At 60.9% G+C, this 24,804-nt stretch carries 21 protein-coding genes; 13 read left to right on the top strand and 8 right to left on the bottom strand.

Going from position 1 to position 24,804, the window contains the following annotated elements:
- Positions 1 to 279 precede the first annotated feature (279 nt).
- The 5 genes from FJ954_RS09840 to FJ954_RS09825 all read right to left on the bottom strand — a co-directional run bounded on the left by FJ954_RS09840 (position 280) and on the right by FJ954_RS09825 (position 3,389).
- On the bottom strand, positions 280 to 933 hold the full coding sequence (locus FJ954_RS09840) for an outer membrane protein (RefSeq protein ID WP_140620010.1): 654 nt from the start codon (positions 931 to 933) through the stop codon (positions 280 to 282).
- Between the two features lie 581 nt (positions 934 to 1,514).
- Positions 1,515 to 1,712 carry a hypothetical protein gene (locus FJ954_RS09835; protein ID WP_140824493.1) on the bottom strand — a complete coding sequence of 66 codons (198 nt, stop codon included), beginning with the start codon at positions 1,710 to 1,712 and terminating at the stop codon, positions 1,515 to 1,517.
- A 1-nt stretch (position 1,713) separates the two neighbouring features.
- Complete coding sequence (locus tag FJ954_RS31925; protein ID WP_246681042.1) at positions 1,714 to 1,998, bottom strand: hypothetical protein; 285 nt, start codon at positions 1,996 to 1,998, stop codon at positions 1,714 to 1,716.
- Positions 1,995 to 2,501 (bottom strand): hypothetical protein, encoded by a 507-nt coding sequence (locus tag FJ954_RS31920; RefSeq protein WP_246681041.1) that lies wholly within the window; start codon positions 2,499 to 2,501, stop codon positions 1,995 to 1,997. The genes FJ954_RS31925 and FJ954_RS31920 overlap by 4 nt, the downstream gene beginning before the upstream one ends.
- A 669-nt stretch (positions 2,502 to 3,170) precedes the next feature.
- The gene (locus tag FJ954_RS09825; RefSeq protein WP_140661238.1) at positions 3,171 to 3,389 is read right to left on the bottom strand and encodes a DUF768 domain-containing protein; all 219 of its coding nucleotides are present in this window, start codon (positions 3,387 to 3,389) and stop codon (positions 3,171 to 3,173) included.
- Between the two features lie 330 nt (positions 3,390 to 3,719).
- On the opposite strand from FJ954_RS09825, the gene FJ954_RS09820 reads away from it, so the two are divergent.
- Both FJ954_RS09820 and FJ954_RS31510 read left to right on the top strand, forming a co-directional pair.
- Positions 3,720 to 4,106: a response regulator gene (locus tag FJ954_RS09820; protein ID WP_224720258.1), complete on the top strand. Its 387-nt coding sequence runs from the start codon at positions 3,720 to 3,722 to the stop codon at positions 4,104 to 4,106.
- A gap of 960 nt (positions 4,107 to 5,066) precedes the next feature.
- Entirely contained in the window at positions 5,067 to 5,234 is a 168-nt protein-coding gene (locus tag FJ954_RS31510; RefSeq protein WP_181166506.1) for a hypothetical protein, read from the top strand.
- Positions 5,235 to 5,631: 397 nt separating this feature from the next.
- Here the strand turns inward: FJ954_RS31510 and FJ954_RS09815 are convergent, their stop codons facing one another.
- Together FJ954_RS09815 and FJ954_RS09810 are read right to left on the bottom strand one after the other, a co-directional pair.
- Entirely contained in the window at positions 5,632 to 5,913 is a 282-nt protein-coding gene (locus FJ954_RS09815) for a hypothetical protein (RefSeq protein WP_140661237.1), read from the bottom strand.
- Between the two features lie 507 nt (positions 5,914 to 6,420).
- Entirely contained in the window at positions 6,421 to 7,881 is a 1,461-nt protein-coding gene (locus FJ954_RS09810; protein WP_140620017.1) for a caspase family protein, read from the bottom strand.
- Between the two features lie 197 nt (positions 7,882 to 8,078).
- Between FJ954_RS09810 and FJ954_RS09805 the strand changes: the two genes are divergently transcribed.
- Together FJ954_RS09805 and FJ954_RS09800 are read left to right on the top strand one after the other, a co-directional pair.
- Positions 8,079 to 8,804 (top strand): hypothetical protein, encoded by a 726-nt coding sequence (locus FJ954_RS09805; RefSeq protein WP_140661236.1) that lies wholly within the window; start codon positions 8,079 to 8,081, stop codon positions 8,802 to 8,804.
- 312 nt (positions 8,805 to 9,116) lie between these two features.
- Positions 9,117 to 11,765, top strand: coding sequence for an autotransporter (locus FJ954_RS09800; protein WP_246681040.1), 2,649 nt, complete (start codon positions 9,117 to 9,119; stop codon positions 11,763 to 11,765).
- 631 nt (positions 11,766 to 12,396) lie between these two features.
- On the opposite strand, the gene tssH is transcribed toward FJ954_RS09800, so the two are convergent.
- On the bottom strand, positions 12,397 to 15,135 hold the full coding sequence (gene tssH / locus FJ954_RS09790; protein WP_140620025.1) for a type VI secretion system ATPase TssH: 2,739 nt from the start codon (positions 15,133 to 15,135) through the stop codon (positions 12,397 to 12,399).
- Positions 15,136 to 15,459: 324 nt separating this feature from the next.
- Here tssH and tssA point away from each other — a divergent pair, with 324 nt between their 5' ends.
- The 9 genes from tssA to tssJ all read left to right on the top strand — a co-directional run bounded on the left by tssA (position 15,460) and on the right by tssJ (position 24,776).
- A complete protein-coding gene (tssA, locus tag FJ954_RS09785; protein WP_140661234.1) occupies positions 15,460 to 16,635 on the top strand; it encodes a type VI secretion system protein TssA in 1,176 nt (391 codons plus the stop codon).
- A gap of 5 nt (positions 16,636 to 16,640) precedes the next feature.
- A complete protein-coding gene (gene tssB, locus FJ954_RS09780; protein WP_140620028.1) occupies positions 16,641 to 17,177 on the top strand; it encodes a type VI secretion system contractile sheath small subunit in 537 nt (178 codons plus the stop codon).
- 3 nt (positions 17,178 to 17,180) lie between these two features.
- Entirely contained in the window at positions 17,181 to 18,686 is a 1,506-nt protein-coding gene (gene tssC / locus FJ954_RS09775; RefSeq protein ID WP_140620043.1) for a type VI secretion system contractile sheath large subunit, read from the top strand.
- 84 nt (positions 18,687 to 18,770) lie between these two features.
- Complete coding sequence (locus tag FJ954_RS09770) at positions 18,771 to 19,220, top strand: Hcp family type VI secretion system effector (RefSeq protein WP_181166515.1); 450 nt, start codon at positions 18,771 to 18,773, stop codon at positions 19,218 to 19,220.
- Positions 19,207 to 19,959 (top strand): type VI secretion system baseplate subunit TssE, encoded by a 753-nt coding sequence (tssE, locus tag FJ954_RS09765; RefSeq protein WP_140620047.1) that lies wholly within the window; start codon positions 19,207 to 19,209, stop codon positions 19,957 to 19,959. Before FJ954_RS09770 ends, tssE begins: the two co-directional genes overlap by 14 nt.
- Before the next feature lies 1 nt (position 19,960).
- Positions 19,961 to 21,835: a type VI secretion system baseplate subunit TssF gene (gene tssF / locus FJ954_RS09760; RefSeq protein WP_140620049.1), complete on the top strand. Its 1,875-nt coding sequence runs from the start codon at positions 19,961 to 19,963 to the stop codon at positions 21,833 to 21,835.
- Positions 21,799 to 22,866, top strand: coding sequence for a type VI secretion system baseplate subunit TssG (gene tssG, locus FJ954_RS09755; RefSeq protein WP_140661233.1), 1,068 nt, complete (start codon positions 21,799 to 21,801; stop codon positions 22,864 to 22,866). Before tssF ends, tssG begins: the two co-directional genes overlap by 37 nt.
- On the top strand, positions 22,863 to 24,320 hold the full coding sequence (tagH, locus tag FJ954_RS09750) for a type VI secretion system-associated FHA domain protein TagH (protein WP_140620053.1): 1,458 nt from the start codon (positions 22,863 to 22,865) through the stop codon (positions 24,318 to 24,320). Before tssG ends, tagH begins: the two co-directional genes overlap by 4 nt.
- Before the next feature lie 3 nt (positions 24,321 to 24,323).
- Positions 24,324 to 24,776 (top strand): type VI secretion system lipoprotein TssJ, encoded by a 453-nt coding sequence (gene tssJ, locus FJ954_RS09745; protein ID WP_140620055.1) that lies wholly within the window; start codon positions 24,324 to 24,326, stop codon positions 24,774 to 24,776.
- The last annotated feature ends 28 nt before the right edge of the window (positions 24,777 to 24,804 follow it).

Raw genomic sequence — 24,804 nt, 5'->3', positions numbered from 1 at the left:
GCACATATCTTCCCAAAAACAGCTCGGCGTGATTCCCCCACTGAGCTTTAAGTAGGGTTGGTGTCTTTGACCGATTGCCTGAAGGCTGGGCGAACGAACCTAACGCGAAGGCCGATACGTGACTGTCACCTTTACCTTTGCCTATGAAGGTAAATCTCGAAGATGGGCGGAAAGCTGTGCGAGCTCTAAATCGCCGAAGCTCACAACAGCCAGTCAGCGGCTAATCCTTGCGCAAAAGGCCCATCGCGGTAAGCGACAGGCTCTATTGGGCTCAGAGGACTAGAACTTGTAGGCGAAGCCTAAGCGAACCTCGCTGGTAGTCAGATCAACAACCCCCGCCGGCAATGCTTCCTTGCCGAAGTCAGTATAGCGATACTCGGCGCGCAGCAGCAGATTGGCCGTCATGGCATAATCCAAGCCCGCGCCTATCGTCCATCCCGTGAATGTATCTCCGAAAGAACTTACGCCGGTGTTACTGCTGATGCCGATGTCTCCAAATGCAACGCCACCCGCGATGTAGGGAAGAAAGCGATCGGCGGCATATCCCAGGCGAAGTCTTGCCGCCCCACTCCAGTTGAGCTCCTCAGTCCCGACGCCGCCCGGAAATGGCAGACCAGGAGCGGCAAATATTTGGCCGCTGCCATCGACATTGGCGGACACGAAGTCCAGTTCCGCACCAATCACGACGTCGTTTGACATCTGATAGTTATAACCAGCGAAGACACCCCCAAGGAACCCGTCAGGGTCTGACTCAATAAACCCCGGTCCATTATTTTGGTGTATGTTGCCATCACTCCAAGCATATCCTGCTTGGACGCCGACATACCCGCCTGTCCAAATAAAAACGGGCGCGGCTTCTCCGACGATGGCGTCGGCAGCAAACGCCGAGGACGCCAGCAGAGACAGCGACAGACCAAGAAGCAGCTTTTTCATAGTGGCCCCCATAACCTGTCCGTTGGTAGCAGAGCTTCCCGGCGCGTGCAGTTGTATTTCCGCCACATTTGACCTGATTCGGGTGCTAGCGCGGTGCGGCTCAGAAAGGGGAGTGGGTTAGCCCAATGGAATACCATCGGTCCGGATGAGAGGGCGTCAAAGGACGGTTGTTCAAACATCACGGAGATCCGTCGGCCTCGGCCGACAAGCGAAGGATCGCACCAACTCGCCCGTGGTGCTGTCGGCGTACTTTTCCTAAATGGCCTCCATTACTGGCGCCGGTCTCGCCGCGGGAGATGACCGGTAGTGGGCGGCCGCCACCATCCCCAACCAGGCACGAGTCCCAGGAAACCCCGCCATGTTGGCCGAGAGCTACTCGCGGATGATGATCGGATAAGTCCAGGCTTGGCGCGCCGTTTTAAAGTGAGAAGCTGTTTGCCCATCTGTTCGACCTCGGCGGATGAGCGAACTTGAATCCGCATCATTGATCGGGGCGGCCATGGCACGGCGCACCGCGCGTGCTCATTCGGCGATAAGGTCGATCGGCGTTTTGCTTTCCCGGCTTGCCGATGGCGGCCTCGTCAAGCTCCGCCTCTGCTAAGGGGCGCTGCACCCGGCCCTTCTAAAGGCTGTCCGTCGAAGCCCTGTAGCCAGGCCTCGGCATGCTCGTGCCAATACTCAGGCACGGCGCGTTCCTTGCCATCCTTGCGCGCCTGCTGGCCATACATCCAGGCGTAGGCACAGGTGATGCGCTCCTGATCATTCTTTGCGACGACCATCTTACTCATTCCTCGCGAAAGTTCTGCAATGTAGCGTGATGATGCCGGGCTTGACCCATTGCGTTGCCGGCCGCTTCATGCCCTTGGGCGCCGGTCGCACATGCTCCTGGACGCGTTTCCACAGCCGTTCTCGGATTGCTCGGCTGGAATTGGTGAAGGTAGAACCGACACACTGGCCGGTCTTCCGATCGGCCATCAAAGCGAAGGCTGGCTTGCCCGGCTCACGTTCGACGCCAAGTAACTCGTATTCAGCCACCGTATGGCATTTTGCTTTCACCCAGTTCATCGATGGGCCGCTCCGGTATATACGGTCATTGCGCTTCGACACCATGCCCTCCAGCCCGGGCTGCTCGACAAGGTGGAAAATGCAGCATCGCCGGGCAAAGGCTGATAGAAGTGGATCCTGGTGTGCGGCGGGATCAAGTCGGCCAGGATGTCGCGACAGTCTTCCAGCGCCACATCCCGAAGGTCATGGCCGTTGAGGTGCAGCAGATCAAAGGCTACGAAATAGAGGTCATGCTGCCGGCTGGTGATGGCATTGCGCAGCGGGCCGAAGTCCGAGATCCGAGCCTCGTTCAGCACGATGATCTCGCCGTTTAAGGTGGCGTTTTCGACATTGAGGTCGCCGGCTGCCTTGGCGAGGTCTCGGTATCTGGCCGTGCAGTCGAGTCCGCGCCGCGTGAAAATCCGCACGCCGCCCTCATCCTTGAACTGAGATCGATAGCCGTCACACTTGACTTCGCGAATCCATTCTTCGCCCTCGGGAGGCTTCTCAACCAGGATCGGCATCAGCCGCTTACTGAACCTTCAAACCCATACACAGCACTCACGAACCGCAGTTCAATCAGTTTTGGCTAAAATGGTTGCGGAACCTTTACCAGGGCGGGATGTTACAGCCCGCATGACAAAGCTGTCCGAGCTTGGTCCGCCTATTCCCGGCAAGTTGCACAGCGCCCAGCATATTGAAGAGCATCTGCACTTCTACAACTGCACGTCCCTGTGGCCAAAGGGTTGATCAGCGCGATCTGCGCCAAGTCTTCTGGCATGAGCGGCGCGTTCATGAGCCGCTGGAGCCGGAGCCTGGAGGCGAAGGTGATCGCATTTCCAAAGCGGAAATAACAAAGCCCCACCAGCGGGTGGCCAGGCGACGAAGGCTTGTCGCACTGTTTGATGGAGACGTGAGGCAAACCCCGACATTGGCCAGTGCAGGCCCCCGACCGTGCTCTTAGGAATGGTGAATGCGTGCCTGTGGATAGCAGCGGCTCATTCACCATATGCCGGCAACCCCATTGTAGGCGCCGCTGATGGGCATAGCGTGGAGAAGCGCCGTTCCAAGCGCATCCCTCCGCGCCGGCGTGCCTCCAAGCTCAGCTGACGTTGCCTATAGACGACCGGGGCTTTACGCCGCCGCCCGCTTGCCCGGTCGTCTGCCCCTCTTTTGCGCATCTTCGTTCGCGGCTACAGCCCGCCCGCTCCATGATGAACGATGGCGTCGAGCACTGTTTCGTAAACGCTGCCGGTCTCCTCCTCAATTTCGGTGCTACTGATCCCGATCGCCTTCGCGTCGGCGAAAGGCTTTTCAATCGCCTCCGCAACCGTAATCACGTCTGAACTGGCGAGGCCTGACAGATTGCTGCTTACCCACCTGTCGAGGAAGTTGACGCCGCGAGTGCTCATCGGGGCATAAGCCGCCGAGAGATATTACGTTCCGCTCATTGATGCAGCCGCCAAAGAGCGGCCTTTGCGGAATTTCAGGCTCCAGTAACTTTCGAGCCGCCGCTATCACGGCGAACGATGTTGCGAAGGTGGTCCTTGATGGAATCCATGCTTCAGCTGCCTGTTAGCGGCGAAAGCATGATGTTCACTTCCATACGTCCGCTACCGGTAATTCTCGCCGGCGACGGACACCCACGCCTTTAACGTCAATAGCGGAGGCTATTAGCATGGACTAATCTTCTGATAGGTCGCAAGATGCCCTCCATTGAGGGGAACCGGTGAGTTGGCGTTGTGATTTTGGTCGTAGAGGATGAGCCGCTGATCCTAATGGATATCGAATCCGGGTTAGAGGACGCTGGGTTCGAGGTCGTTCGTGCGAAAAACGCGGAAATTGCGATCGAGGTGTTTGACACAGACCCGTCGAATATCCGCGCCCTGGTCACTGACGTTCGTCTCGGGAACGGAAAATCTGGATGGGAACTCGCCAGATATTTCCGCCACGCCTCACCAGCAATGCCAGTTGTCTACGTCAGCGGTGACAGTGCCCCCCATTGGGCTGAACAGGGCGTCCCAAACAGCGTCATGATTTCAAAGCCATTTGCCGTCGTGCAGATTGTAACGGCACTAGCCACACTCCTTAACCAGCAGATGCCGCGCGACCCAGGCACGCCCACCTAAGTGCAATGTCACTGGTGCAGTAAAAGGACCCGCTGGCGAGAGCTTGCGGGCTTTGAACACATTCCACTTATATCAAGGGACCGGTGGCGGCGGCGGGACTTATCGACGCCCCCGACCGGGCAGTCACGGACGACAGTCGCTCGCGTTTGATCAGCCCTGGGGGCTCCTCGCCTTATCCGCGGCGGCGAAACTGCGCCGAGCTAGCGAGCCTTGTCAGCCGCCTGCGATCAAAGGAGAGAGCGCAAACCGGCCGCGTCTATTCACGGCAGCGGCGGCGTCCGTAGACAGAATCAAGGCAATTGCCGGACCTTGGTGACCAATGCGGAGAATAGAATGCCATTCGGCGCCATGCAAATTGTGCCGAGATGAAAACAGCATCAGGAAAGCCCGCCGCTCCCGCGACGGGCCTTCCATAGGGCGTGGCACATCCCGTCGGAATCGACCACTGTATGGTTAACCTCCTCCCTCAGTTAGTGTTTCGGGCACGAAAAAGCCCGCTGGCTGGAGCCAGCGGGCAGGGTCACTTGGGAAGGCCGCAGGAGTTGGTGCGGCCCGCTCCCGAACCTTGATTTGCTGCGAACCGATATTAACCTATCTGGATTTTGAGACATGCGACAGAACGCGAAGAAGTGGACATGTTCCCCCACTAACCTTCCCTTTCCAACGATCTGCCTGAACGGCGAGTGGATCGCCTTGCTTGCTGGATCGCTCAAGTCCGCATCTTTTTCGCTTTGAGCGACGAGTTCGTTTTGCTGAAGGGTCACGTACTCTCGACGCGCGAGTGCCCTCCTTAATCGGGAGCACGTGACACTATCGGAAGGCGAAATGCAAAAGATTGTAGCTGCTGTTGGGATATCGCCTGCTGCATCCGCGCCGCGTGACTTGGGCTAAGGAACAATTTCCCGCCCGCGCGAGTTGCTAACGCAGTAGGTTACACATCACGATAAGGCGGCCATTCTCATGCAAAAGATGGACGACACCAAAAAGCTGGTTAACCGCTTGGATGAAACGCAACGCCGCATTAAGGAAACTCAGGAGATTATCGAGCAAAACCAGCGGCTTATAAAGCGATCTCGTAAAATCCTTTCAAGTGCAGCCCAGAATTTCGGCGATGCTCGGCAGGGCTAATCATCTCACTTCGGAAAGCACACCTGGCGATTAGTCGGGTCATTTCTGTCGGAGTTTGATTGCGCTCCCGACCTCGACAACGCTACCTCACACCAGCATCTACCGATATTGCCGCCGGTTGGCTCGATGAGCAGCGCGTCCGCGGCACGGCCCCAGCGGAAGATGCAGCACTGTCGCCACGACGCAGAACCGAGGTCATTGCGACTTGAGACCCGTGCTGCCGTGCTTCAAGACCCAGGGGGCTTCAAACGAGCAATGGCGTGGTGCTCGTCGTTGAACGATCATAGCTATGCAACGGAGCCGCCAAGATCGCGCTATCATCGCGACGCGGGGCGCGATCACGCTGCGGGGCGGGCAAACAGTCCACCCCCGTTTTTGTTGGCCTCAAAGGCTAAATTTAGCCGCCCATCTTTTTCGCCATAGCGCAGAAATCCGCATGCGCCTTGTTAAGCGTAGTATCGCCGCAGTCTTTCAGTACCGCCTTCTGTTCATCGGGCTTCATGGACATCCAAGCGGTTTTGAAATCCGCCTCCGACCTCAACGTTTTCATGCCTGCATCGGTGAAGAACGGCGACATCTTCGCCGGATCGTCGAGAGCGGATGTGTTGTTAGCGGCAAGTGCTGAACCACTCATCATGGCAAGCGTCAGCACGCCCATTGTGAGCATCTTGATGTTCATTTGATCCTCCGTGTGGTCGTTGAAGTGACCATAAGAGAAACGTGCATTTTCCAACTGGGTTCCAGCGCATAGCCGTTGAAAACCTAGGATGATAGGCTGCTCGGCGATGATAAGAAATTAGCAACTTCAAACATTGTTACGCACATCCGCGATCACCACGAAGCGTCCGCAGGCGCTATCGGCCGTGTTCAGCAGGGCCCCACCAACCTTCCCAAAACGTACTTCAGTCGCTCCGTTTCAGTGGGCCAGATCATAGCTGTCTCCGACTGGAGTGATACGCCGTCTCGTTTTCGTTGCCTCACTGCATCCATCAGCTCTCGTGTCGCTTGAGCGACCTTGGCGACTGGGGCAATGGACGCTGTAGACCGGCCGGGTTGCCGGGCTTGCACAGATCTGGCGCAACACACTGCAAGGGAACGGCGGCTAGACGATGCGGTGAAGCACCCCCAAGGCCCCGTCATTCCCGTTCGCTCCGTGGGAAGTGAGGGCGTGAGCAAAGGCGGCCGCCTAGAATACACCGCCAATGCCGATGCCCCCGGAAATGTCGGGTGGGGGAGCCGCGGGACGTCTCGGCGCGGCTGGCGAGCGTTTTGCAGTCATCCCCCTGGGGGTGTTGCGCGACGGGGCGGCATCCGACGCCACTTTAGCCGGCTTGGCCTTGACGATGACCGGTTGCTTGCAGATTCTGCCTGAGCGCAGAAAGAGATCGCCGAGCAGTCCGACGCTCGGCTCAGTCGTTGCTGCGACCTGCTTGGTGTTTTTGTAGTAGTCAGTGAGAGCACGAATTGAGCCCGTGCCCCAATCCCCATCAACCTGCATCCGGTAGCAGCCCAGGCGACGAAGTTCCGTCTGAATGTTGCGTGCAAGATCGGCCGTCTTGTCCTTGTCCCCCACGCCCGCGGACGCACCGATTATAAGGGTTTCGAGACCGGAGACGACACTTTGGCGAGCGTCTTCAACCCCTTCAGCGGGCGACAAATTGGCAACCTGAGTGCCAACAGGCTGCGCCAAACTGGATGACGGTGCGGGAATCTCGACCGACCGCAACGTCTGTCCAACGATGACCACGGCTGTTTGCAGGTCATTTGAGGCAAGTTCGACCTGCAACCTCTTCTTTGCTGTGGGGTCTGCCAGGATGCGTGAAAGGCTTGCGCTCAACTGTCCCGGATCGAGCACCTGTTGCTCGGTGAAATAGAACTGCTCGCGCAGGTTGGATTGATCCCAAGGCACTTGACGGCCGACCGTCAGCGCCTCAGTTTCGTTGCGCACACGGATCATCATGTCCGAAATGCTGAGCCCGGGGATCTCGACATTCTTCAGCAGTGCGGTGGTGAACGGGCTGTTTTCGCCGCCGCCATCTGCCGTGACATTTCCAGGCTGAGTGGCAAAGGCAACGAATGTATTTTCACCGACTTCAACTTGCGCCAGACCATTGCTCGCGCCGCTGCCAGAACCGAGCGGATTGTTGCGGCAGGCGTCCAGGAATATGAATGTCTGGCGGTCGCGTCGCGCGAACCGCGCGATCACATCATTTAGCTTGATGGCGCTGCCCGTCAGTTTTTCCAGGCTTTCAGGATCGGGCGTATCAACCGAGAGCAGGTAGTTTTCGCCATTCAGTTGGACGCCGTGACCGGCATAGAAAATCAAAACGGCACTGGCGCTCGGTAACCGCGCTTCAGCGTCTTGCAGGAGTTTGGCAAAACCTTGGGTCGAAAGATCGGTCCCAGTCAGGACTTCAAAATTCAGCCGCTTCAAGCTCCCTGAAAGCCTTATGGCATCGTTTGTTGCATTGGGGAGATGCTCAAGCCGGGTGCTTTGATAGTTCGAATTGCCAATGACGATCGCCAGCCGGTTGCGTGGTTGCGGCGACGCGGTCTGTTCGACCGCCGCGCGAGCGCCGGCCGAGCCAAGGAGCATCAGAAGCAGAAGCAGCGGGATACGAAACAAGAGTCTGAGGCGATGGGTCATGTCAGCATGCTCGGTCCGGCCTGCGTCAATGTTGATCTCGCAGCCTTCCAAACAGCGCACCACGACGCAAAACGCAATCCTGCCCGAGCGTCTGGACCTGCGCCCCCAAAGGCCAGCAGATTTTTATACCAAGAATCGTATCAAAGATAGGTGAAAGGGATTTGTATGCGCTCAGTCGCTGGATTGTGGAGGACAAAATGCCAACCAAGATCAACCTTGCGCTGCCGGTTTATGGAGCCGCTTACAAAAGCGTGTTCGTCCGCAGCCTGTTCGCAGCCCTGACCCACAAGAGCCTGTCCAGCTACGCCTTCACGCTGTCCGAAATCGAGTACACGGATATCCCATTTTCCCGGAACTATTTGCTGACCAATTTCTACTACAACAAACCGGATTGCAACCACATCCTGATGATCGACAGCGATATGGGCTTTTCGCCTGATCTTATCGCCGCGATGCTGGCGCTTGAGAAGCCGGTGGTCGGCACTTTGTATCCTCGGCGCCTGATCGATCTCCGCAGACTTCACTCGCTGTCGAAACTGCCCTTCGAAAAGGCCTTTGCACGGAGTCTGGAGTTCGTCGGAACCATCATCGAACCCCGCCAGGAGATGAGCGGCTTCGTCCGGGTGTCGCTATGCGGCACGGGCGTCTTTTTGGTGTCCCGCGACTGCGTCACCGAGATAATCGAGAAACTTCCGGAAACGGTGAACCGGTCTCGCTACAAAAACAACAAATACACCGCTCAGTTCGACAGCTTTCTGACGCCGTTTTCAAAGATCGTGACGCCCGATGTGGATTTGCCGACCGATTTTTCTTTCTGCCACCGCTGGGCGCAGCAATGTGGCGGCGAAATATGGGCGAGCTTTGACCGCAAGGTCGCCCATGCAGGAGATATGACCGTTTCGGCAGCCTATTCTGAGCTGTAACAGTCTCCTCTGACGTTGATGTACTGCCATGTCAGCAGTTCGATCGGAGTTTTCGATAGTGACCTTGTCGCCACATATGGCGTTACAATGGTCTGAGGGCGAACGCCTTTCCATTGCCATCGGGCAGCGCGCCGCGTACACTTCCGGTCAGCAAGGCATCGAACCCACCAGATGGGTCGCCGAGCGATTTTAATAGCCTAATTTGTGACGGTATCGATTTCTCGTAAGTGAGGTCGAATGAGAGTGCCGCGCAGGGTTTATCAACTGGGGGGTGTCCCGTTGCTTGCGTTAGCGGCAGCGTCCACGTTCCAAATGTCTGGCGCGGCAGCCTGCACCGCCACCGCCGAGGGCGCCTCGACAACAGTCGGGTCTGGCGTCTCCGCCGTAACGACCTTCCAAACGACGTCGGTCACGGCCTCGTGCAACACAGCCGGAACTGTCCAGGACTTCGGCGGCGTATTCACGACGGGGTTCGAGGGTTACCAAGGGCAAGACAACAGTTCGTCGACTGTCATCGTCAACGACTATGACGGCAATGGCGACGACGTTGTGAACATCGTTGGCGGCATCCTGAACAACAGTACGGCGACACCCAGCGTAAGTGGCCTGCCGCCGATAAGCTCGGAGGTAACGACCTCCTTGCAGCCGGGCACGGGGACCATTCAACTCCTTGGCGGCAACGACCGGTTCGACATGTCCGATGGGGTTTTCAACAGTGAGCCGTTTGCGCCGCAAGTCGATGCCGATCTCGACACTGGTGCGGGCGATGACACGGTCACCATCCACAGCGGCACCATTCTGAGCGTCTCCCTTGGCGAAGGCAACAATTCGCTGGAGTTGACCGGCGGTGAAATTGGCGGCTCAGTCATCGGTGGCGATGGCGCCGACACCATCATCATAGGACACGATACAAGCTTGGCCGATGGCGACGGCGGCATTGTCGCGGGTTCTGTTTTGACAAATGGCGGCGCCGACAGCGTCACCATCAAGAAGGGCGCCATTATTCACGGCGATTCGGAGGGAGGAGGTGCCATCGGGCTTGGCGACGGCGACGACCACTTCACCATGACCGGGAGCGTCCTCGACGCTAGTCTGAGCGGTGACGATGGCAACGACACGCTGGCTATCAGCGGTGGCACGGTCCACAGCGCCGTGACCGGAGACGCAGGCAATGATACGATCACGGTATCTGGTGGCACCGTCGACGGCAATGTCAGCGGCGGAGCCGGGTTCGACCAAGTTTCGGTTTCCGGCGGCACCATCAAGGGTGGCATCGACGCAGACCACGTCCAGCTCTCCGGCGGAACCATCGGCGGTGACATCACTGGCCTTGGACCCGACACGCTGATCATCAACGGATCCGGCGCGGTCGATCCGCTCAATCTGAGCGATCACGTTCTTTTCAGTGGAACCAATGCCAATGGCACCGTCACCGATACCGACCTTGCTGCCGGCGGCAAAAGCCAGAATTTCGCAGGGTTCGATAGTTTCTCCGCCGACCATTCCACGCTCCGTTTCAGCGGTGGCACGCAAGGCATCAACCAACTAAATCTCGGCAATGGCTCGACGCTGTTCATCAACGGCAACGTCACTATGCCAGGTTCGATCATCGCGACGAATTCGCTGATCAACCTGACGGACGGTGCCGCCGATGACGTGTTGACGCTGGGCGGCCTCACCCTCAATGGAGCAAGCATCGGCCTCGACATCAATCAACAGACGCTGCAGTCGGATCAACTCGTCGCCAACGCATTTTCGGCCACCGGGGTCAACACCATCATCGTCAACCTGCTGGGCACGCCCCAATTCACGCAGGCGACCGATATTCCGATCATCGTCTCGACCGGCGGGCCGATCGCCGGGATTTTCAACATCCAAGGCACTCCAGGCACCCTGGGCTCACTTTTCACCTATGCGATCGTCACTGGCCCGAATGGGGGCTTGTTCCTGCGCGCAACGCCGGCCAATTTCGGTATTGCGGCGGCGCCGATCAGCGCCACCAACGCCGGGGCGGTCACGGTGGCAATCGATGCTCTCTACGGCATAAACCGCGACGCGATCGATGCTGACCTCCCCCTTTCGCCCGCATCGGGATCCGGAATGGTGCCGGTTTCGTCCAGCTTCGGCGTCTTTGCCTCCGGCCAATTCGCTCATAGCGAGCATGACGGCTACACTATCAGTGGCGGCGGTTTGAATGGCCCCGGTCCGAGCTTCGATGCCAATGATTTTTCGGCCGCGATCAGCCTGGATTTCAATGCCGCCAAGCATTTCCAGTTCGACAATGAGTATGGTCTCAACATCGGTATTTTCGCCGGCTATGCCTCGACAGACGTCAACCTTGGCGCGTTCCGTGGATTTGACGCCATAGGCGAGGGCACCAACAAGGCCGGCATGTTCGGCGGCTACGCGCTGTTGCGCAAGGACGCCAATTACGCCCTGGTCTCCGCCTCCGGTTTCTTCGGCGGAAGCGACGTGACCAACGGCGTGCTCGGCACCACAGGCAGCTATGACACCGAGGGCTATGCGGTTACGGGATCGGTCGGCCACATCTTCACCTTGGGCGAGCGCACCCGTTTCGACCTGCGTGGTGGCCTGCTTGGCGTGTCATTCCGCGGCGATTCCTTTACCGACAGCGGCGGCAACCAGTTCGGCAAGAGCCGGCTTTCCTTTGGCGCGTTTAAGATCGAGCCTGGGATCTATGGCGACTACAAGCTAAGCAACGGGATGGTGTTCAGCCCCTATGCACGGGCCGAATTGCAGCAGCGTTTCGGTTACAAGAACACGACCGAAATCGACACCAGGACGATCTCCTTTGACGATGCCGATTTTTCCGCGGCGCTGTCGGCCGGCTTCAACCTGAAGGTCTCGGAGTTGACGACCGTCAACGGCGAAGTCCGTGGTAAGGTGTCGTCCGACAGTTCCACTATGGGCGCCAAGCTCGGACTGAAGGTCGCCTTCTAGTCGCGTGACTCTGCGATCCGAATGAGTTGGCGCGGCGCGCGCATTCGCGCCAGCATTTCGCCACTGCTACCAGATCGCCACCTCCCACTGCTCATTGAGCCGCGCGAACCGATTGCTCGGCCTGCGGTGTCGCACCCGGGTGAAGGCGCAGGGATCAGCCGGGCGCTTACGCGTTGGAGGGAGAGGACGGCCCCCCATGGTTCGAGCGCGTCCATCGAGAGTGAACGCTGGTCCAGCACTGCTCAAGGGTGAGCGTATTTGTCTAGCGTCGATCCAGAGAACGAACATCATACGATACGAGTTACGGATGGCGCTCCTTTGTTCGTTGATTCTGTGACAGTGCGGAGAGGAATTGGGCTGAGGCTCGCCTGACGAATGAGACGCCGTTTCGGCCGGGATGCGAGCCGACAGTCCAAGCCGCAAAGGTGGCGGGCACATTGAACTGGGATGATTTCAGATTTGTGCTCGCGGTCGCCAAGCACGGCACGCTCTCTGCGGCTGCGCGTCATTTGCGGACCACGCAGAGCTCCGATTGGCGGCGAAGGTGCGTTGATTAACGGCGTCCGTCCATGCATTGTGCTTCAAGATCTTAGATTGCGCGAATGCGTGACCGCGAATCCCATCTCGGGCTCTATTCGAACAAGTAGGTAAATCCTTGCGCCGAGGCGCCGACGATGACTTTTGTCATCTTCTTGCCCTCGAGCGTGCGATTGAGCACGCTGCGGCTGAGTTCCGGCAGCAGCGTGTTGGTGAGAATGGCGTCGATCATGCGCCCACCAGATTCGATCTCGGTGCAGCGCGCCTTGACCATGTCCATGACACCCTCGCCGATCACCAACTCTGCTTGGTTGCTGGCTTTGAGACGCCGCGCGATCTTGCCGAACTGGTGTGTGGTGATCGCCTCGATCATCGTGTCCGAAAGCGGGTAGTAAGGGATTGTCACCACGCGGCCGAGGAAAGCGGCCGGAAACACTTTCAGCAGCGGACCGCGCAAAGCAGTGTCCAGATCGTCGATGCCGGTGCGCAGGGTGCCGTTCCTCGTGCGGTCCATGATGACCTCGGAACCGACATTCGAGGTGAGCAGGATCAGCGTGTTCTTGAAGTCGATCCTGCGCCCTTCGCTATCGTCCATCATTCCCTTGTCAAAGACCTGGAAGAAGATCTCGTGCACGTCGGGATGCGCCTTCTCGACCTCATCGAGCAGAATCACCGAATAGGGCTTGCGCCGCACGGCCTCGGTCAGGATGCCGCCCTTGCCATAGCCGACATAACCGGGCGGCGCGCCCTTCAGCGTCGAGACCGTATGCGCCTCCTGGAACTCCGACATGTTGATTGAAATCAGGTTCTGCTCTCCGCCATAGAGCGTCTCGGCCAGCGCCAGGGCTGTCTCGGTCTTGCCGACGCCCGAGGGGCCGCAAAGCAGGAACACGCCGACCGGCTTTTCCGGTGCGCCGAGACCGGCGCGGCTGGTCTGCACGCGCCGCGCGATCATCTCCATCGCATGGTCCTGACCGACCACGCGCTCGGACAAGGTAGCCGCGAGCTTGAGCGCTTTCTCGGTCTGGCTGGACAGCATCCTTCCGGTCGGAATGCCGGTCCAGTCCTGGACAACCGCCGCCACCGCGTTACGGTCCACCGAGGGCAGGATCAACGGCGTCTCGCCCTGCGCTGCGGCGAGTTCCGCCATCAATTCGCGAAGCCGCGCCAGATCAGCGGCGGTATCGGGCGCAGGAGCAGGCTCGTGGGCAGCCTGTGTCCTAGGCGCCTCGCCCGCTGGCGCGTCGACAGCTTGCCCCGGAGCTTCCCCGCTTTCCTGCGCCTCAAGGGGCATGCCCTCGCCACGGAGTTTCGCGCGCAGATCGAGAATCGCGCTCACAAGCGCCTTCTCTCGGTCCCAGCGCTCTTGCGCTGCCGCAAGCGCGGTCTCGGCTTCCGCCAACCCGGCCTTTACGCGCGCCTGTCTGTCGGTCACGTCGATGCCGATCGCCGCCTCGCGGGAGATGATCCCTTCCTCGACCTCGAGCGCCTGGCGACGGCGCAGAATGTCCTCGACCTCGGCAGGCGTCGCGTGCTGCGAGATGGCAACGCGCGCGCAGGCGGTGTCAAGTAGGCTGACCGCCTTGTCGGGCAACTGCCTGGCCGCGATATAACGGTGCGAAAGCGAAACCGAGGCCTCGATCGCCTCGTCGAGGATCTGCACCTGGTGGTGCTGCTCGAGAACGCCGGCGACACCGCGCAACATCAATACGGCGACCGTTTCGGAAGGCTCGTCGATCTTGACGACCTGGAACCGACGGGTCAGCGCCGGGTCCTTCTCGATGTGCTGCTTGTATTCGGCCCAGGTCGTGGCGGCGATGGTGCGAAGCTCGCCGCGCGCCAGAGCGGGTTTGAGGAGATTGGCGGCGTCGCCGGTTCCCGCCGCGCCACCGGCGCCGATCAGCGTGTGGGCTTCGTCGATGAACAGGATGAGCGGGATCTCTGACTGCTGGACCTCGTCGATGACGGCCTTCAGCCGCTTTTCGAACTCGCCCTTGACGCTGGCGCCCGCCTGCATCAGCCCCACATCGAGCATGCGTACGCTGACGTTCTGAAGCGCCGGCGGCACGTCGCCTTGGGCAATGCGCAAGGCAAAGCCCTCGACGACCGCCGTTTTGCCGACACCCGCCTCGCCGGTCAAGATCGGGTTGTTTTGCCGGCGCCGCATCAGGATGTCGATGATCTGGCGGATCTCCGCATCGCGTCCGACGACCGGATCGATCTTGCCGTCGCGGGCGCGCTGGGTGAGGTCGGTGGCGTATTTGGCGAGTGCCGAGTCGCCCCCCCGGCCCCGATTCATCGACGTTTCGGCGGCAACTGCGGCAGGCGGTGAGCCGGCTTCGAGAGAGCCTTCGACCACATCCGAAAAGCGGGCGATAACCCCATCCGCGTCGATCTTGTCGAATTCAGCGCTGATCTTCGAAACTAGACCTTCCAGCACCGGTGTCTTCAGGCATGCCAGAAGAATATGCGCGCTGCGCACCTCCTCGACCCCAAATTCTAGTGTGGCCAGGTTCCAGCCTTCCTGGATGGCGTGGAAGATGTGATCGGAGAATTCCTCCAGCGAGGTCGCGCCATAGGGCAGCTTGTCGACGGCACGGGTCATATCTGCCGTCAGCCGGCTGACATCCAGCCCGGCATTAGCGACGATCATCTGCACGTCCGAGCGCTCAGATAGCACCAGTTGCTGGACGAAGTGGACCAGTTCGACATAAGGGTTGCCGCGCAACTTGGCCGTGTCGGCGGCGGCCTTGAAGGCGCGCACCCCCGTGGGATTGAGCTTCGCAACGAGTTCCTTGCGCTTGAAACTCTGCGACGACCGGCGCTGTTCCATTCGAACCTGCCCCCGAAATCTGCTGACCCTACCCTGCCACAGAAGCGGCTGCTTGACAAAGCCATGTGACGAGCGGGCCCTTTTGGCCCGTTCGGGCGGCACCTTGTCGTTACACAAGACTAGCAAACTCCCGCTAGGAACCAGCACTGCGATGCCAACGACGTTGCGCATACCGGGTCCTCCGATCGCCCATGGGTTTCGTTGAAAGATAACTGAGCATTCAGCTTCTGTTAGTTTTCGAGCATCTGCTCAATTGTCGTGGCAGGGGACCGATGATAACGTTACGTCATATGGGGGGCACGGGGCGGCTTGCGGGGGGTAAGTGTGGTTGATCTCGCACTCTGGCTGAATCCTCTGGACGGTGACAACCCGTCGGGAGTGGATTTGCGCAACGACCCGGCTTTTCACGAGCTGGAGCGGCTGACGGAAGCACAGATCAAGGTCGTTCACGAGGGCGGCAACAAGGCTTCGCAGTCAACCATTTCGGTCGACTGGGCGACCGTCCTGCAAAAAGCCGAAGAATTACAATCGCGCGGCCGGGATTTGCGCCTTCTCGTGATCGTCACGCGCGCGCTGGCCAACGAAGAGAGGCTCGCGGGCCTCGCCCAGGGGTTGAACCTGATCGCAAGGACGTTCGACCAGTATTGGGATACGATGCACCCGGCTTTGCGCACGGCCGCCACGGGCCGCGACGCGGCGCTGCGACGCATCAATGCGCTGCTTGAGCTCCAAAACGGCCAGGACGGCCTGCTGGCCAACCTGAGGCAGACCGTGTTCTTCTCACCGCGTGCGATCGGGCCGATCGGCGGGCGAGACCTCGAACAGGCCGCGCTCGACGAGCGCGTCATGCTCCAGGAAGCTGCGTCCGGCCTGGGGGCGGCCGAAAGGGCGGCGCTGACTTCGGCCCACAACCAGATGCTGAACCGGGTACGCACGGGATGCGCGGCGCAGGCCGATCAGGACGCCGACGCCATCATGACGCTTTTGCGCGATGCGCGCGCCGCCATTTCGGCGTTGCAGGCGGTAGATGCTGCGCTCAATGCCCGCATCGACGGCAATGGTGCAGCCGTTCCGGATTTGAAGAAGTTCCTGCAGCGACTGCTGACGACGCTGGAGTGGAATACCAGTGCCAGCGCGGTCGCCAACGGTGCCGCAAAGCCTGCAGCGCAGCCGTCTCAACCGGCATCGACACCCACCCGAAATGGCCATGGAGCCGAGACGATGGCAAGTGTGGCAAACTTGGCGGAAACCAGCATCGGCCTGCCTGAGCGCCTCAATTCGCGCGACGAAGTCGTCAAATGCCTCGACCTCGTGGTCGCATTCTACGATCGCACCGAGCCGTCCAGCCCGATCCCGCATCTCGCCCGGCGCGTCCGCCGCATGGTGCATATGGATTTCGTGGAACTGATGGAAGATCTCGCCCCGTCGGGGCTGAAGGAATTCCGGCTGCTTGCCGGTGTTCCCGATCCCAAGAAGCCGGCCCAGAAGGATGAAAGGTAACAATCATGCCAGCAGAGAGCAAAGCGAAGGTCATCGAAAGAAACCGCGCCCCGCGCGTGCAGATCGCCTATGACGTCGAAACCTACGGCAGCCCGACGACTATCGAGTTGCCGTTCGTCATGGCTGTCATTGCCGACCTTTCCGGCGCCTCGCAGACCAAGGAAGCTTCAAAGTCGGTTCTGGATCGCAATTTCGTCGAAACCGACGCCAACCGCTTTCCCAAATTCATGGAAGCGATGGGACCGCGCGTGAAGGCGCGCGTGAAGAACACGTTGCCGCAAGCCGAAGGTGCCGAGCGGGACGAGGAAATGGCGATCGATCTCACCTTCTCCAAAATGGGTGATTTCGCGCCCGACAAGATCGCCGAGCAGGTGCCGCAACTGGCCGAGATCCTCAAGATGCGGCGGCAACTCGAGGAACTGCTGGGCTTCATGGATGGCCGCGTCGATGCTGAAAAGCGCATTGCGCAGCTTCTCAACAACGAGCCTTTGCTGAGCAAGATCGCCAGCCAGGCGATGTCCGACGGCAAGGGCGAGGAGTAAGTCATGGCTGAACAGCAAAAGACCGCAGTCGCAACCGCCGAGGCGGAGGCCATAGATCTGGGTGAATTCAGCGGCCTGCTTGAAAAGGATTTCAAGGTCAGGAAGGACGACACCGAGAAGCTGCAGCAACTGGTGCGCAACCTGGCGCTGGCCGCTCAGTCCCGATCCGAGACGACGACCATCTCGTCCAACGCGATCAAGTCGATCAAGTCGCTGATCGCGGGCATCGACAAGATGCTGACGACGCAGGTCAACGAAATCCTGCATGCCCCCGAAGTGCGTGAGATGGAGGGCACTTGGCGGGGTCTCTGGTACCTCATCAACAACACCGAGACGGATACCAAGCTGAAGATCCGGGTGATGAACATCTCCAAGGAGCAGTTGGCCGACACGCTGGAAGACTATGAAGGCCAGATGTGGGACCAGAGCCCAATCTTCAAGAAAGTCTACACCGACGAGTACTCGATGCTGGGCGGCGAGCCGATCGGCTGCATCATCGGCGCCTACGAGTTCTCCAACCACCCGCGCGACGTCGGCCTGCTGCGCAACATCTCGGGTGTCTGTGCCTCGGCGCACACCCCCTTCATCGCGGCCGCCTCGCCGCGGCTGTTTCGGATGGACAGCTGGCAGGAACTGCCGAACCCGCAAGACCTGCAAATGATCGTGAACAACCCGGCCTATGCCTCATGGCAGTCGCTGCGCGAGAGCGAGGACGCCCGCTATATCGGCCTAACCATGCCGCGCGTATTGGCACGCCTGCCCTACGGCTCGGAGACCGTTCCGGTGAAGGGCTTCACCTTCGAGGAAGAGGTAAGCGGCGACCACAACAAATATGTCTGGATGAACGCCGCTTTCCCGATGGGCGTGAACATCAACCGCAGCCACAAGCTCTATGGCTGGGGAACGCAGATCCGCGGCGTCGAGAATGGCGGCACGGTGCTCAACCTGCCGGTGCACGCTTTCCCGACGGACGACGGTTCGATTGCGATGAAATGCCCGACCGAAGTTGCCATCGACGACCGGCGTGAGGCGGAACTGGCGAAGCTCGGCCTGATGCCGATCTTGCACCGCAAGAACACCGATCTCGCAGCCTTCATCGGGGCGCACTCGCTTCAGGACGACGAGACGCGTGCCGGGCGTCTGGTCGACCCCGACGCCCAGTCGAACGAAAGGCTGAGCGCCAACCTGCCCTATCTCTTCCCGGTCTCGCGTTTTGCGCATTACCTCAAGGCGATCGCGCGCGACAAGATCGGCTCGTTCAAGGAACGCACCGACATGGAGACATGGTTGACCGAATGGATCAACCGCTACGTGCTGGCCAATCCCGCCTTTGCCGACGACAAGGCGCGAGCCAAGCGACCGCTTGCCGCGGCCGAGGTTCAGGTCGACAGCGTCGAAGGCAGACCCGGTTACTACAACGCCCGTTTCTATCTGCGTCCGCATTACCAGTTGGAGGGCATCAACGCCTCGCTGCGGTTGGTGTCGGAACTGCCGTCCGTGAAGGGCTGAAGCGCAGCGAAGTCATCATCCTGTTTCATTTGAAAGCGGTGGAGAAAGACAATGCCGACCACAGACAGAAGCGATGCTCCTTCAATGAAGATTGATGGTTTTTTGAAAGTTCCCGACATCAAGGGGCCCAGCAAGCGCGACGGGCATGAAGACGAGATCGAAGTGCATGGCGTCGATTACAAGATGATGGCGCCTTATGATCCGAATTCGCTTTCGCGACGCGGCCGTGTGTCGATGGGAATGATCAAGTTCTTCAAGCACTACGACAAGTCGTCGCCATATCTGAAGAAGGCGTTGTTCGAGAACAAGGCGCTCGACGAGGTGGTGTTTTCGGCACGGCGCACCATTGACGGCGAGACCAGCGACTATCTGGTTGTGACGCTCACCGACGCGTCGATCATGGAATACGACATGCGGCAGGCTCCCGACGAGGCGGACCTGATCGAGGAAGAAGTCAGCTTCGCCTACAAGAAGATCAAGTTCGTCTACGACAAGGACGACGAGATCGAAATGGACGTTTATGTCGGCAAGTGAGACCAGGCGGCCTGGCGCGAGAGCGCAGCCTGGCGGCAGTTCGCGGGCAAGGCGCGAGGCGGTCCAGCCTTCCCTTTGGGATCGCCTCGTCAACGACTTGCCTGGGCTGACGTCGGAGATCGAGGGGCTGCGCCGTCTCTTGGATGAAGAACTCGGCGCCGAGCGCGTCGAGGGTCTTCTTGCCGGCAGCGCACGCGCTATCGACGCCGACGCCGAACTCACATCCGAGCAAAAACGGCGCCTGCACCGGCTGGTCTTCCAGAGCCAGCATCGCGCCGAGATCGAAGGCCGCGGCGTGGTCGTTTCGGCACGCGTGTTGAGAGAGGCCGTGCGCCGCGACATCGAGGCCCTGTTCAACACCGAGCGCTTCGAATCCGTACCGATGCTCTCCGACGCCGAACACGAACAGCCCCTGGACGAACTGCCCTCGCTCACTGACTTTCCGCAGGTGCGCCGAAGCGTGGTCAATTTCGGGGTGCCCTCTTTTTCCGGCCGTTCGTCGCGGGATTTCGACCGCGATTCGCTGGCACGAGAGATCCGCGCGGTGCTGGCCACCTTCGAGCCGCGCCTGAAGGAGAGTGCCACGATCGTCAACGTCACGCTCGGCGACAAAAACATCGGCCTGAAGATCGAGATCGACGCGGTGCTGATCATGGCCCCCACACCGGAGCGTATGCGGCTGCGCACCACGATCAATCTCGACAACGGGCTGGCACGAACCGAATTCAGGGAGACCTGAGATGGATCGGATCTTTGTGGAGTATTACGAAGAGGAACTGACCCATATCCGCGCCCTGGCGGCGGAATTCGCAGACATGCATCCGGCGGTCGCCCGCAATCTTTCCCTCGACACGGTCCCATGTCCCGACCCTTATGTCGAACGGCTGCTCGACGGCGTCGCCTTCCTGGCGGCGCGGACCCGTCTGAAGGTCGACGCGGAGCGCTCGCGCTTCTCGCGCGCAGTGCTCGATGTGCTTTATCCCGATCTGGTCGCGCCGGCGCCGGCGACGGCGATGGCGGTCCTAAAACCCGGCCAGCAAGTGCAGTCGATGCTCGCAGGTCACGCCATCGCGCGCGGCACACGGCTGGTCTCTGCCCTGCATCCAGGGCTTTCGACACGCTCCACCTTTACCACCGCGCAGGAGGTGACGCTGTGGCCGATCGCCGTCACCTCGGTCAGCTATCTCCAGGATCGCAGCGCGCTCGCCGCCGCCGCAATCGCGCCGATCGGCGGCGTGCGCGCCGAGGCGGCGTTCCGGGTAACGCTCGCCCGGACAGGAAAAGGAAAGCTCAGCGACTTGTCGCTCGACCGTCTCGACCTTTATTTCGCCGGGCGCGCCAAGGCGCCGGTGCTTTTCGATGCAATCTTCGGCGCCTGCTCGGCGCTCGGCGCGCGCGCCCAGGGCAAGGCCAATCCGCTATCAGCGCTGCCCGAGCCCGAAATGATAGGCATTCGCGACGACGAAGCGTTGATGCCACGAACTCGTACGACCTTCGAGGGCTACCGGCTGCTGCGCGAATATTTTATGATCCCGGAGCGCTTCCATTACGTACGGGTTGCTGGCCTCCAGCCGGTGGTGCGCACATGCGAGGCGGCGATCGAGATCATCTTCCTGTTCCGGCGTGCGGTGCCAGAACTCGCCGATGTGACGGCTGCCGATTTCGAGTTGTTCGTGACGCCGGTCATCAATCTCTTCGAACGCGAATGCAACGACATCGAAATCGATCCGCGCAAAACGCGTCAGGTGCTGCATGCCGACCGCACCCGGGCGCGGGATTTCGAGATCTTTCGGGTCACACAAGTCGAGGATGCCGACGCCGAAAGCAGCGAGGCGACGATTCCCGAATTGTTCAGCCTGGGGCAGAACCGCGGCAGCGGCTGGGTCTATTCGACCGAGCGGCGTCCGCGCCGGGCCACCGAGGACGAGCGGCGCGACGGCCTGACCCGCACCTCCTACACCGGCGACGACGTCTTTATCGCCGTCTCGCGGCCGGCAGGAAGCGTGCCAAACCGGCTGCTCAAGCGTCTCGGCATCGTGGCGCTTTGCACCAATCGCGACCTGCCGATCCTGGACGACACGCCGACGCTGACGCTGGAGACGGCAGATCCAGTCGAAGCGGTTCGCTTGCTTGGAGCGCTGCGGCCGCCGCAGCCGGCGATCCCGGCATCCCTGCCGGGCGGCGCTGAAGGCGAATCGCGCGCCGACAATCTCGCCTGGCGTCTGGTGGCCCAGCTCTCGCTCAACTTCCTCAGCCTTGCCAAGGAAGGCCGGGGAGTCGATCCGCTGCATGCCTTGCTCGACCTCTATGCCGATCGGGGCGATCCGGCCCTTGCCCGCAACGTGCATTCGATCGTGCGCATTGATTCGCGCCCGGTGATTGAGAGGCTGCAAATTGACGGGCCAATGTGTTTTGGACGCGGCACCGAGGTAACGCTGCATGTCGACCAGTCCGTGCTGGCGGGGCAAAGCTCACTGCTGCTTTCGGCCCTGCTTTCGCGGCTGTTCGCCCGCCATGCGGGGATAAACGGTTTTGTGCGGACCCGTACGCGGTTGCTGCAGAAGCAGGAGGATGTGCCATGGCCGATGACGCCCGGCAATCGCTACCTGATCTAGCGCAGCCCGCAACGGTCGCGGCCGAAATGTTGTCGGAGGACTTCGACTTTTTCGAGTTGCTGCGACGGCTGGAGCAGCGCCGCGGGTTGTTCGGCCATTCCGGAACGGCCGAGCGCGAGCCGGCGAGGCTGGGCCAGCATGTGCATCTGAGCTTCTCGGCGCGCGACGTCGTCAAGTTCCAGGAGGGCGGGGACAAGGCCCTGGCAAGGGTGGCCGTCGCCAATCTGGGGCTGCTTGGACCGGAAGGACCGATGCCGCTGCATCTGACGCGCTGGGTGCTCGACCGGCTTTCGCAGCGCTGGTTCACCGGAGCCGATGCCGAGCAGACCAGCGACACGACTTTCGTCGATTTCGTCAACATCCTGCAGCACCGCATGATGGCGCTCTACTACCGCGCCTGGGCCGACGCGCATCCAGCGGTGCAGGTCGAGCGTTCCGTCGGCGGGCGCGTTCGCGCCATGCTGGAGGCCATGTCCGGCATCGGCCTGCCCGGCACGCAGGATCCCGAACTCGACGCTGTGCGACTGCGACAGGCTGGGTCGCTGGCCAGTCAGGTCGACGGCGTGGAGCGGCTTACTTTGTTCCTTGCGACCGCCTTCAAGGTTCCGGTGCGGATCAAGGAGTTCGTTGCCGCCTGGATCACCATTCCAATGGCATTGCAGACGCGTCTCGGCAAGGCCTATGCCGGACTTGGACGCGGCGCGACGATCGGGCCGCGGGTGTTCAGCCGCCAGAGCAGGATCGAATTGCGCGTCGGTCCGTTGAGCCTCGACGAGTTCAAGTCGTTCTTGCCTGGCGAGCGGCGTCTCGGCCTGTTCAAGAAGGCGGTGCGCGATATGATCGGCGAGGCGCTCGATGTCGATTTGCGCATCGTGCTGGCGCGCGATGCTGTACCGCCGCCCCGGGTCGGGACCGTCCAGCTTGGCCGCACGGCCTGGCTGGATCGGCCCGCAAGTATGGGCGACGCCGACGATCTGAGATTGCACACTATCGTCGGCTGGCGGCCGGAAATGCCGGAGGCGGCCGCATGAGCCTGCTGCTGACCCTGGAACAGGGCCCCCGCTCGCAAGTCGTCCGGCAGAGCCGGCTGGAGGAGGGCGAGTTGGTGATCGGGCGCAGCGCCGATGCGGGCTGGCAGATCGACGACCCGGACATGTTCGTCTCGCGCGCGCATTGCACGATCAAGGGCGACCGGGACGGCTATTTCGTGACCGACACATCGAGCAGCGGATTGTTCGTCGATGAAGCCGACAGCCCTCTTGGACCTGGCAGGTCGATGCGGCTGAAGAACGGCATGCGGCTGCGCATGGGCGACTACGTGTTTCACGTCGAGGTTCAGTCCAAAATGAGCCAGACCGCAGTCGGCCTGGCCCCGGCCGCCAGCCATCCCATACCGGCGTGGTCGCCTCCGGGAGCACGAACGCCGGCCAGCATCGGCGGCGATGACTTCTTCTCGGTCAAGATCGAGGAAGAACCGCGCAAGCCCCGCCCGGCGGATCTGCCAAACCCGTTCGAGCAGCCTGTCCCTGCGGCTTACGATCGCGCATCGAACCAGCGCAGTTCGCCTGCCTTCGATGACCCGTTCAGCCTCGATCCTGTGGCCACGCCGCAGGCCGGTGACGGCCCGGCTGCGGGTCAGCCGGATCCGTTTGGGCTGGGTGACATGTCTTCGCGCAACGATGCGTCCTGGCAGCCGGTGAAGCCGGCCAGCTTCGATGACGACTTCAGTTTCGGGCCCCCCGCAACGCCGCCTGTCACCAACGGCGCTGATCCGCTAGGACGCGCCCAGCACCAGGTTGAAAAGCCGCGCGCCGACAATCCTTGGGACATGCCGGTGCAGGCAGCCGCATCGCCGGCGCCGCGCCGCGCCGCGCCAGCGTCGAAGCCGGCGCCCGCTGCGCAGCCAGCGCCAAGCGATATGGCGCTTCGTGCCGCGTTCTTGCGCGGCATAGGCGTCGAGGAGGCTGATTTTCCCGGGCGCGATGCGATCGCCGAAATGGAAAAATTCGGGCGTGAATACCGGCTGATGCTGGATGGCCTGATGCAGCTGCTGCGCAAACGCGCCGAGGAGAAGGGAAGCGCGCGCGTCGCCCAGACTGTGGTCGGCGCCTCCGAGGTCAATCCGCTTAAATTCCTGCCCACGGTCGAGGATGTCGTCGTCACCATCATCTCCGAACGCAGCCCGGGCTTTCTCTCAGGCGAGGCGGCGATCAGCGACGCGGTGAAGGACCTTGCACAGCATCACGTACGCGCCTGGCGGGGCGTTCAGGCGGCACTTCGGCGCATGATCGACCGTTTTGATCCAGCCGCCATCGAAGAAGAGCTCAAATCCAATTCCGCCATCAGCAATCTGCTCTCGGGCGGGCGCAACGCCAAGCTGTGGGAGCTCTATCAAAGACGCCATCGCGACATCGCCCAGAGTGCCGAATCGAGTTTCCTGGGCGAGATCGGCGCAGACTTCAGGGACGCATATGAGGAGGAGTAGAATATGATCGACAGACGCGAATTCGTCGTTGCCCTCGGCGCTACGGGGCTGCTTGCGGCTTGCCAGAGCGGCCCGCCGAAACCATCGGTTATCTCCGTCAATGTGACCGGCGGTGCGGGGATGAATCCAGGGCCGGGCGGCGGGGACCGGCCGGTAACGGTGCTGGTGATGCGGCTTGCCAGCACCGGCAAGTTCAACTCGGCCGACTATTTCGCGCTGCAGGGCGACGCGGGCTCGGCCCTCGGTGCCGACCTCATCGGCTCCGACGCGATCTCGGTTGCGCCTGGCAAAACGGTGGCCAAGACCATCACGGTCGAGCCGAATGCGACGGCGCTCGGCTTCGTGGCGCTGATCCGCGAGCCAGGCGGACGCAACTGGCGCACCACCAAGTCGGTGTCGCCAGGGTCGAAATTCACCGTCAACGTCAGCCTGGGCAAGGGCGGCATTTCCGCCTAGCGGTAAGGCAGCATATAGTTGCATGCAG

It is taken from the genome of Mesorhizobium sp. B2-3-15 (genome assembly GCF_006442875.1).
In the GTDB taxonomy this organism is placed as follows: domain Bacteria; phylum Pseudomonadota; class Alphaproteobacteria; order Rhizobiales; family Rhizobiaceae; genus Mesorhizobium; species Mesorhizobium australicum.
The sequence above is the reverse complement of the archived record's forward strand: the minus strand, read 5'-3'. Positions and strand labels throughout refer to the sequence as shown.